This window comes from Spongiibacter sp. (genome assembly GCF_984394615.1).
Genome location: NZ_CFHTQA010000020.1, coordinates 51,103 through 60,150, shown reverse-complemented (window position 1 = coordinate 60,150; position 9,048 = coordinate 51,103). Strand labels below are relative to the sequence as shown.

Annotated in this window: 8 protein-coding genes; 3 read left to right on the top strand and 5 right to left on the bottom strand. The window is 58.7% G+C overall.

Annotation, left to right across the window (positions count from 1 at the left end; translation table 11 throughout):
- Nucleotides 1–4: 4 nt before the first annotated feature.
- The gene (locus tag AC5DB9_RS09440; RefSeq protein ID WP_491732044.1) at nt 5–367 is read left to right on the top strand and encodes a response regulator; all 363 of its coding nucleotides are present in this window, start codon (nt 5–7) and stop codon (nt 365–367) included.
- Nucleotides 364–2,610 carry an ATP-binding response regulator gene (locus AC5DB9_RS09435; RefSeq protein WP_272991985.1) on the top strand — a complete coding sequence of 749 codons (2,247 nt, stop codon included), beginning with the start codon at nt 364–366 and terminating at the stop codon, nt 2,608–2,610. The genes AC5DB9_RS09440 and AC5DB9_RS09435 overlap by 4 nt, the downstream gene beginning before the upstream one ends.
- Before the next feature lie 5 nt (nt 2,611–2,615).
- Here the strand turns inward: AC5DB9_RS09435 and AC5DB9_RS09430 are convergent, their stop codons facing one another.
- The 5 genes from AC5DB9_RS09430 to rpsU all read right to left on the bottom strand — a co-directional run bounded on the left by AC5DB9_RS09430 (nt 2,616) and on the right by rpsU (nt 7,830).
- Nucleotides 2,616–3,131: a putative periplasmic lipoprotein gene (locus AC5DB9_RS09430; RefSeq protein WP_022959451.1), complete on the bottom strand. Its 516-nt coding sequence runs from the start codon at nt 3,129–3,131 to the stop codon at nt 2,616–2,618.
- Nucleotides 3,132–3,204: 73 nt separating this feature from the next.
- On the bottom strand, nt 3,205–4,992 hold the full coding sequence (rpoD, locus tag AC5DB9_RS09425; protein ID WP_272991987.1) for an RNA polymerase sigma factor RpoD: 1,788 nt from the start codon (nt 4,990–4,992) through the stop codon (nt 3,205–3,207).
- A gap of 108 nt (nt 4,993–5,100) precedes the next feature.
- Complete coding sequence (gene dnaG / locus AC5DB9_RS09420; RefSeq protein ID WP_272991989.1) at nt 5,101–6,969, bottom strand: DNA primase; 1,869 nt, start codon at nt 6,967–6,969, stop codon at nt 5,101–5,103.
- Nucleotides 6,970–7,038: 69 nt separating this feature from the next.
- Nucleotides 7,039–7,494, bottom strand: coding sequence for a GatB/YqeY domain-containing protein (locus tag AC5DB9_RS09415; protein WP_022959448.1), 456 nt, complete (start codon nt 7,492–7,494; stop codon nt 7,039–7,041).
- 120 nt (nt 7,495–7,614) lie between these two features.
- Entirely contained in the window at nt 7,615–7,830 is a 216-nt protein-coding gene (rpsU, locus tag AC5DB9_RS09410) for a 30S ribosomal protein S21 (RefSeq protein ID WP_022959447.1), read from the bottom strand.
- A gap of 186 nt (nt 7,831–8,016) precedes the next feature.
- Between rpsU and tsaD the strand changes: the two genes are divergently transcribed.
- Complete coding sequence (gene tsaD, locus AC5DB9_RS09405) at nt 8,017–9,048, top strand: tRNA (adenosine(37)-N6)-threonylcarbamoyltransferase complex transferase subunit TsaD (RefSeq protein ID WP_272991993.1); 1,032 nt, start codon at nt 8,017–8,019, stop codon at nt 9,046–9,048.

Genomic DNA, 9,048 nt, shown 5'->3' with positions numbered 1-9,048 from the left:
GACCGTGCTTTTGGTTGAAGACAATGAAATGAACCGCGATATGCTCAGCCGTCGTCTGCAGCGTCGCGGTTATGAGGTGCTGCTGGCCGTCGATGGTCAGCAGGGGATTGATATGAGTCGCCGTGAATCGCCGGATATCCTGCTGTTGGATATGAGTCTGCCGGTAAAGGACGGTTGGCAGGTGGCGCGGGAAATGAAGGCTGATGACTCGCTGCGCCGCATTCCCATTATTGCGCTGACTGCCCACGCCATGGCCGACGACCGGCTGCGGGCGATGGAGGCGGGCTGTGACGATTACGACACCAAGCCTGTGGACCTGCCGCGTCTGTTGAGCAAAATGAACGCACTGCTGGCTGAGCCTTCATGAGTTTTACCCGCCGTTTAACCCTGTCTTTTGTCACTATTCTGCTGCTCTCGCTGGGCAGTGTGCTGGTGCAGGTGTGGGGCAATGATACCCGCCGCCGCAATGTCTGGTTGTTACAGAATGTGATCAGTACGCAGTCGGACATGAACGCCTTCAGTCAGCAGCTATATGGTATTCAGCGCAAAATGCGAGTGGTGGAAGCCCTCAATGCCTCGGCGGCGAATAAGCAGCTGAACGAGAATGAGCGGGGAGAGCTGCTGGCGGCCATTGAGCGACTGCGTGAACTGCAGGACACGCTTAATCGCGAGTTGCGTGAATACATGGAGCCGGACAGTTATCGTCCGCTGGTGACCGAGACATTGCTGGATGCCTGGCAGCGATTTTTGCTGGCGACGGAAAAGCGGTTGGTGTCGTCGGATGACGCCGCTGAAGCGCTGCTGATCGCCACGACGGAATACCAGCAGCTCAGTGCGACCTTGAGCGACAATGAGCTGGCACTGTTGATTCGCTCGGATGAAATTAATGCCCGCCTCAAAGACATCGTCAGCCTGACCAACAAGGTGGCGCTGGGGGTATTCCTGCTGGCGCTGATTACCACCTTTGTGCTCGGTTACTACATTACCCGCTATACCCGTCGTTCCATCCGCCAGTTACAAAAGGGCACGGCGGAATGGGGCAGTGGCAATTTTGATTACAGCATTGCCGATATGGGGCACGATGAATTCGGGCAGTTGGCGAAGTCCTTTAATGAGATGGCGGCCAATCTGCGCAGTGCTATGAGTCGTGTGCGTGAAGCCAGTCGCCGGGCGGATGCCGCCAATCAGGCCAAGAGTGGCTTTCTGGCAAATATGAGCCATGAGCTGCGCACGCCGATGAACGCGATTATTGGCTACTCCGAAATGCTGCTTGAGGAGATTGAGGACGACCCTGCGCTGCCCGCCGGCGACTTGCAGCCAGACCTGGAAAAGGTGCAGTTGGCAGGCAAGCATTTGCTGACGCTGATTAATGACGTGCTGGATATTTCCAAAATCGAGTCCGGGCGCATGGCCGTGTTCTGGGAAAGTGTGGAGCTGGATTCGGTGCTGCGCGACGTCGAGGTGACGGCGGCGCCACTGATGGAAAAAAACCGCAACCGCCTGCATTGCGATTACCAGTTCAGCAGTAATTATGTGCGCACCGATGTGACCCGGCTGCGGCAGGTGCTGCTGAATCTGCTGAGCAATGCCGCCAAATTTACCCGAGAGGGTGATATCTCGCTGAAAGTCTGGGAGGAAGCGAGCGGCGAAAACAATACCCTGAATATCGAAGTGTCGGACACCGGTATCGGCATGAGTGACGAACAACTTGAGAATGTCTTCGATGCATTTGTGCAGGCAGATCTGTCGACGACCAAGCAGTTTGGCGGCTCTGGACTGGGGCTGACGATCTCCAAGAAGTTTTCAGAGCTGCTGGGCGGTACGCTCAGCGCCGAAAGCGAGGCCGGGAAAGGCAGTCGGTTTCTGTTGCGGCTGCCGGTGAACGGTGAAACCTCGGTCGCGCTGCGCAGTCAGGATGCCGACACTGCGCGTGGCGATGTGCTGGTGATTGATGACGACGCGAATGCGTTGGAAATTGCCCGCCGCAGCTTGCAGCGAGAGGGCTACCGGGTGCGTACGGCCAGCACTGGGCCAGAGGGTTTGGATCTGGCGCGCGAGCAGCGCCCCGATCTGATTATTCTCGATGTAATGATGCCGATTATGGACGGCTGGCAAGTGCTGCATATTCTGCGTCGGGAGCCGGGGCTGAGCAATGTGCCGGTGCTGATGCAGTCCATGCTGAATGAGCGGGATTTGGGGCTGCTGCTGGGCGCCAACGAATACCTGGTGAAGCCGGTGGAGCGCGAGGAGTTAGCCGCTGCCGTGCGGGAGCTGATTCCCGCCGGGGCGGTGGGCAATCTGCTGTTACTGGAAGAAGGGGATGCGCTGGCCAATGTCATCGCGCGTTTACCCGGTTCCGAGTATTGGCAGTTGTTTCGCACGAGTACGGTGGGCGAGGCCCGGAAGCTACTGGCCGAGCACGCGTGGCAGTTGATTGTGATAGGGCCGCACAGTGATGACCGTCAGGTTGGCGAATTTCTGGCCGGGCTGCGTGCCAGCCAGTGGCGCGCCGTGCCAGTGATGCTTGCTCGCACCGAGGCCGATGCCAGTGTGCTGGAGCAGCAGTTGGCGCTGTATCTGCGCCGGGCGGGAGGCGATCGCCCCGAGTGATGGGCTTATTGCAGCGAGAGCTGGCGCAGCTTATCCAGCGCGATCTGCAGTGCGTTAATTTCCTGCATTAGAACCTGCTGGGTGCGGGCCGATTCTTCTACTTTGCGCTGGGCTTCTTCCAAGCTGATACGTGCTTCCAGCGCATAGCCCAGCGCGGTAAAAATCGCGGTGTTGTCGCCGGAGCGGCCATTGTTCAGCACATTGAGTTGGTCGAGACTGCGGGTGGCGCGCGCGGTGTTCGCTCGGGGATTGTCTTTGTTCAGATAGAGCAGGGTCAGTTGCGTCAATGCCTGCTGGCGAAGGCTGGTTTTGTTGCGAGGCTCGTTGGCAATGACCTTAAGCTGGTCTTCTGCAACGTAATAATGGCCTTTGTTGGCAAAGCCGATGGCGGTCTGCAGTTGTTCGTTCAGTTCCTGCTCGCGCTCAGCTTGTTCGTTGACGACGGGCACGGGTTCTTCAGGGGTCGAGCTGCAACCGGCCATCAAGGCAATAAAAAGACTGAATATAAGCAGTTTGCGCATGGGCACTGTTCTGATTCCGTGTGGAGTCGTTCAGGGCTGCGCGGCGACCAGCGCGGGTCGCCGCATGATTGTATTACTCGTCGAGGAAGCTGCGCAGGTGATCTGAGCGCGTCGGGTGACGCAGCTTGCGCAGGGCCTTGGCTTCGATCTGACGGATACGCTCACGGGTAACGTCAAACTGCTTGCCGACTTCTTCCAGCGTGTGGTCGGTGTTCATATCGATACCGAAGCGCATACGGAGCACCTTGGCTTCGCGGGCGGTCAGACCAGCCAGCACTTCCTTGGTTGCTTCGCGCAGGCCTTCGCCTGTTGCAGAGTCAACTGGCGAGGAAATGGTGGTGTCCTCAATGAAATCACCCAGATGCGAATCTTCATCGTCGCCGATCGGGGTTTCCATGGAGATCGGCTCTTTGGCGATTTTCAGTACTTTGCGAACCTTGTCTTCCGGCATTTCCATGCGCTCACCCAGTTCTTCCGGAGTGGGCTCGCGACCCATTTCCTGAAGCATCTGGCGAGAGATACGGTTCAGCTTGTTGATCGTTTCGATCATGTGCACCGGAATACGAATGGTACGTGCCTGGTCGGCGATGGAGCGGGTGATCGCCTGACGAATCCACCAGGTGGCATAGGTGGAGAATTTGTAGCCGCGGCGATACTCGAACTTGTCGACAGCCTTCATCAGGCCGATGTTGCCTTCCTGAATCAGGTCGAGGAACTGCAGGCCACGGTTGGTGTACTTTTTGGCGATGGAAATTACCAAGCGCAGGTTGGCTTCGACCATTTCCTTTTTGGCGCGACGAGCGCGGGCTTCGCCGATGGAGATACGGCGGTTAATTTCCTTGATGTCGGAAATCGTCAGGTCCTGACGTTCTTCAATGACGGCGATGCGAGCCTGAATGCGGCCGAGGGCATCTTTGTAGTCGGCCAGTGCCGGGTACTTGGCAATGTGCTCGTCGATCCAGCTGGCGTTGGCTTCATTGCCCTGGAAGCTGCGGATGAACTCTTTGCGGTCCATGCCGACGTTCTTCACGCAGATCACCATAATCTCGCGCTCAAGCGCGCGGATGGAGCTGAGCGTGGTGCGGACTTCTTCGATCAGCGGATCGAAGGTGCCGGGGGTCAGTTTGAAGAACTTGAACAGTTCGCCCAGTGCGGCCAGCTCTTTGGCGGTCTGCTTGCTGTAGCGACCGTGATCGGCGATGCATTTCTCGACTTTGTCGTTCTGCTTTTGCAGGGCCGAGAAGCGCTGTTTTGCCTCCTCGGGATCGGGGCCGGAGGTGGTTTCTTCGTCGTCGTCACTGGACTCAGCGGCAGCAGCAGCCTGCGCCTGCGGAGAGGGCACTTCGTCGGCGGGGTCCAGGTAGCCGCTGATAATATCGCCCAGACGGCGCTCTTCAGTGGCGACTTTGTTGTACTCGGTCAACACGCCAGACACGATGCCGGGGTAGTAGGCCAGCGCGGCCATCATGTCGCGAATGCCTTCCTCAATACGCTTGGCGATGACAATCTCGCCTTCACGGGTCAGCAGTTCGACGGTGCCCATTTCGCGCATGTACATGCGCACGGGGTCAGTGGTGCGGCCGGTTTCGGTTTCCACTGCAGCCAGGGCGGCGGCAGCTTCGGCGGCGGCGATGTCGTCGGAGGAGTCGCCGCCGGTCATGATCAGGGTGTCTTCGTCAGGGGCATGTTCAAATACCTGAATGCCCATGTCGTTGATCATCTGGATAATTTCTTCGACCTGATCCGGATCGGAAATGTCCTCCGGAAGGTGGTCATTTACCTCAGAGTAGGTCAGGTATCCCTGCTCCTTGCCTTTGGCAATGAGTTGTTTGAGGCGCGATTGATGCGTTGAGTCATTCATGCTTGCAAAATACTCGTAGGTGCAGGTGAAAAATAGCCGCATATTGTACCCTAAATGCACAGTCTCCGACCAGTAAAAACCTGCTTTGTTCAGGCGGGATCAGTGGCATTACTTGCGGTGTTTGTGTGCCAAAAGCTGCTGGATGTGTCGCAGCTCGGCTTTGGTGTCATCGCTGAGTTCAGCGTAGTTGCCCGTAGCGGCTTTGTCGACTTCTTCGCGTTCGCGCAATGCGGCCAGCCTCTGTTGAAGGTGGGTGTCCTTCTGGCGGCGCTCAAAGTGCTCAAGGGTGTCGAAAAAAGCCCTGCGTGCCAGTGCTTCATCCAGACTGCTGCCCAGCAACTCGATGGTCTTCAAGGCATCGGTCAGCAGCGGGTACTCGGGCTGGCCGTGCCAGTGTCCGAGCAGCATCGCGGTTGAGGATTCCGGTCGCTTGCGCAGCAGTTCGACAATGGCGCTCAGCAACTGCAAGCCGGGGTCGTTGTCGCTGGGCGGCAGCGCGCTGATACCGTCGACAATCTCACTGGGGGCGTAAAGCAACATTGCCAGAGCAAACAGGCCGGGGTCGCGTTTTCCGCGTGGCAGTTGCTCCAGCAGCGTGGCGCTGTCGCGTTTCTTTGGCCGTGGCGCGGGGCTGTCGGCGCGCTCTTCCTGCTGTTCCGGCTGCGGGGTGTTTTCTCGTAGCTTGTCCAGTGACGGGCGACTCAGGCCGCTGCGCTTGGCCAGTTCGTCAAACATGAGCTCTTTGTAGACGCCGTCGGGCAGCAGCATTAATAGCGGTGTTGCCAGCTTGGCGAGCTTGGCGCGTCCTTCCATGGTGTCCGGGTCAAGCTGGTCGTTGAAGCTGTCGAAAAAGTAGCTCTCGAGTTTGGCGGAGCGGGCGACCAGTCCCTCGAAGCCGGGGCCGCCGATGCGCCGCACGGTGTCGTCGGGATCCTGACCTTCATCGAGGAAGAGAAAACGGATGCTGCGCCCGTCTTCCATGGTTGGCAGGGCGTTTTCCAGTGCGCGTTGGGCGGCGCGGCGCCCGGCCTCGTCGCCGTCGAAGCAGAAGACAATTTCGCTGCAGTAGCGAAATGCTGTGCGCAGGTGGTCGCTGTTGCTGGCGGTGCCGAGGGTGGCGACGGCGCAGCGAATGCCATGTTGAGCCAGTGCGACGACATCCATGTAGCCCTCAACAATAATGACCCGCTCCAGTTGGCGATTGTGTTGACGGGCTTCGTACAGGCCATACAGTTCGCGGCCTTTGTGAAAGATGTCGGTTTCCGGCGAGTTGAGGTATTTGGGCTTGTCGTCGCCGAGTACGCGCCCGCCAAACGCCACCACCCGTCCCCGGTTATCGTGGATGGGGAACATGATGCGGTCGCGGAAGCGGTCGTAGAGGCGGTCGCTGTCTTCTTTCTCAACCAGCATGCCTGCGTCGAGCAGTTGCTGTCGGCCTTCGGGATTGGCGCCGAAGCCTTGCAGGATGTTGTCCCAGCCGGGTGGGGCGAAGCCGATGCCGAAGTCTCGGGCGATCTGCCCGCTGAGGCCGCGTTTCTTCAGGTAGCCGACCGCGCGTTCGGCGTCGGGATGTTGGCGAAGCTGGCGCTGGTAGTAGCTGGCCAATTGCTCCATCAAGTCGTAGACGGTCTTGCGGCGCTGTTGTTTCTGCGCCTGCTGGGGGCTGAGTTCTTCTCGGGGGACTTCCAGTCCGGCGCTGTGAGCGAGACTGTCGATGGCGGCAGGGAAATCCTGCCGTTCGTAGTCCATGATAAAGCCGATGGCGTTACCCGCCGCGCCGCAGCCGAAGCAATAGTAGAACTGTTTGTCCGGGTTGACGCTGAACGAGGGGGTTTTTTCTTCGTGAAACGGGCAGCGGGCAGTGTAGTTGCGGCCGGTCTTTTTCAGGGATACGCGACGGTTAATGACGTCGACAATATCCACCCGCGACAACAGGTCGTCGATAAAGGCTTGGGGGATACGTCCTTTGGCGGCCACGGCGCTGATCCGATGAAACGGGAGCTTCAGATTAGCAAGGCTGGAGGGGTGCCGACCAGCCCAGCCGGTTTACTGGGCCAGTCGCTCTTTAATTTTGCGACTTACGGCTGCCATGTCGGCGCGGCCCTGGGCGGCAGGCTTGATCAGGCCAACCACCTTGCCCATGTCTTTCATGGAGTCGGCGCCGCTGTCGGCGATGGCTTTCTCTATCAGCGCGTCCAGCTCTTCATCGCTCAGCGGTGTGGGCATGAACTCTTGGATAACGGCCATTTCGGCGCGCTCTTGCGCGGCCAGCTCTTCGCGTCCCGCCTCTTCATACTGGGTAATGGAGTCGCGGCGCTGCTTGCACATTTTGTCGAGGATGGTCAGCAGGCGGGCGTCGTCCACTTCAATGCGCTCGTCCACTTCAATGCGCTTAACCTCGGCCTGAATCAGGCGAATGGCGCCCAGGCGCTCTTTCTCGCGGGCGCGCATGGCCGCTTTCATAGCGTCGTTCAGCGATTGTTTCAGTGTTGGCTGGCTCATCGGCATTTCCCTGCTGGAGATGTGTTTTTCAGACACAAAAACGGGCGACCACTGGGGTCGCCCATCTTTCGCAAATAGCTGTGCAGATGGCAGCGCGATGGTGGCTGCCGGCAGGCGCTCTTAGTAGAGACGCTGCTGCTTTTTCATTTCGCGGGAAACTTTTTTCGCGTGACGCTTAACAGCTGCCGCCGCTTGACGCTTGCGAACTGACGTCGGCTTCTCGTAAAACTCGCGACGACGAACTTCGGCAAGGACGCCGGCTTTTTCGCAAGAGCGCTTGAAACGGCGCAGAGCGATATCAAAGGGCTCGTTTTCTTTGATCTTAACTGAAGGCATTCGTTAAACCTGTGCTGATAAAAGTTAGCAATCGATTCTTTTGCCACCGATACAAACGTGGCTCTCTAAGGGCGCAGAATTCTAAACGCTGTATTGTGAAAATGCAAAGTAAAAAGCGGCTTATCTGGTGCCGTCAGGGGGAAATCAGTATGATGCGCGCTCAGTAACAGTGCGGAAGGGCCGATTTTGCGGGTACTTGGACTCGAAAGCTCCTGCGACGAGACAGGCGTGGCAATCTACGACAGCGAGCAGGGGCTGCTGGCCGATGCGCTGTACAGCCAGATTGCCCTGCATGCGGAGTTTGGCGGCGTGGTGCCGGAACTGGCCTCCCGCGATCATGTTCGCAAGTTGTTGCCGCTGATTCGCGAAGTACTCGATAAGGCCGGAATGAACGGCGGCGACCTCGATGCCGTGGCCTATACTGCTGGCCCCGGTCTGGCGGGCGCGCTGATGGTGGGTGCCTGTGCCGGGCGTGCGATGGCGTACGCCTGGGGCGTGCCCGCGCTGGCTGTTCACCATATGGAAGGCCATTTGTTGGCGCCCATGCTGGAAGCGAATCCCCCCGAGTTCCCCTTTATTGCCTTGCTGGTGTCCGGCGGGCATACGCAGTTGGTCCGCGTCGACGGCATTGGTCATTATCAATTGCTGGGCGAGTCGCTGGACGATGCGGCGGGGGAGGCCTTCGATAAAGCGGCGAAAATGCTGGGCCTGCCATATCCGGGTGGACCGCAACTCGCGAAGGTGGCCGCGCTGGGTGACAACAGGCGTTTTGATTTTCCCCGGCCGATGGTTAATCGCCCCGGTCTGGACTTCAGCTTCAGTGGACTGAAAACCTTCACGCTGAATACCGTGAATGACTGCCGTGCTGGCGGCGTGTTGAGCGAAACGGATCGCAACGATATCGCGGCCGCGTTCCAGGACGCCGTGGTGGATACCCTGACCATCAAGTGTCTGCGTGCGCTGAAGCAGGAAGGGCTGTCGCGACTGGTGATTGCCGGTGGTGTGAGTGCCAATACCTTGTTGCGTGAGCGGCTGGAAGCGAAACTGGCGAAGATCGGTGCCCAAGTGTATTATCCGCGCCCTGCCTACTGCACCGACAACGGTGCAATGATTGCCTACGCAGGTGCTTGCCGTCTGCTGGCTGGGCAAGCGGAGGCGCTGTCGGTGCAGGTGCGTCCTCGCTGGCCGATGAACGAGCTGCCCGGTCTGGGAAACTGA

What these genes read in the sequence shown, in the direction of transcription:
- AC5DB9_RS09435 (WP_272991985.1), top strand. Translation starts at nt 364, where the DNA reads ATGAGTTTTACCCGCCGTTTAACCCTGTCTTTTGTCACTATTCTGCTG.
- AC5DB9_RS09430 (WP_022959451.1), bottom strand. Translation starts at nt 3,131, where the DNA reads ATGCGCAAACTGCTTATATTCAGTCTTTTTATTGCCTTGATGGCCGGT.
- rpoD (WP_272991987.1), bottom strand. Translation starts at nt 4,992, where the DNA reads ATGAATGACTCAACGCATCAATCGCGCCTCAAACAACTCATTGCCAAA.
- AC5DB9_RS09415 (WP_022959448.1), bottom strand. Translation starts at nt 7,494, where the DNA reads ATGAGCCAGCCAACACTGAAACAATCGCTGAACGACGCTATGAAAGCG.
- rpsU (WP_022959447.1), bottom strand. Translation starts at nt 7,830, where the DNA reads ATGCCTTCAGTTAAGATCAAAGAAAACGAGCCCTTTGATATCGCTCTG.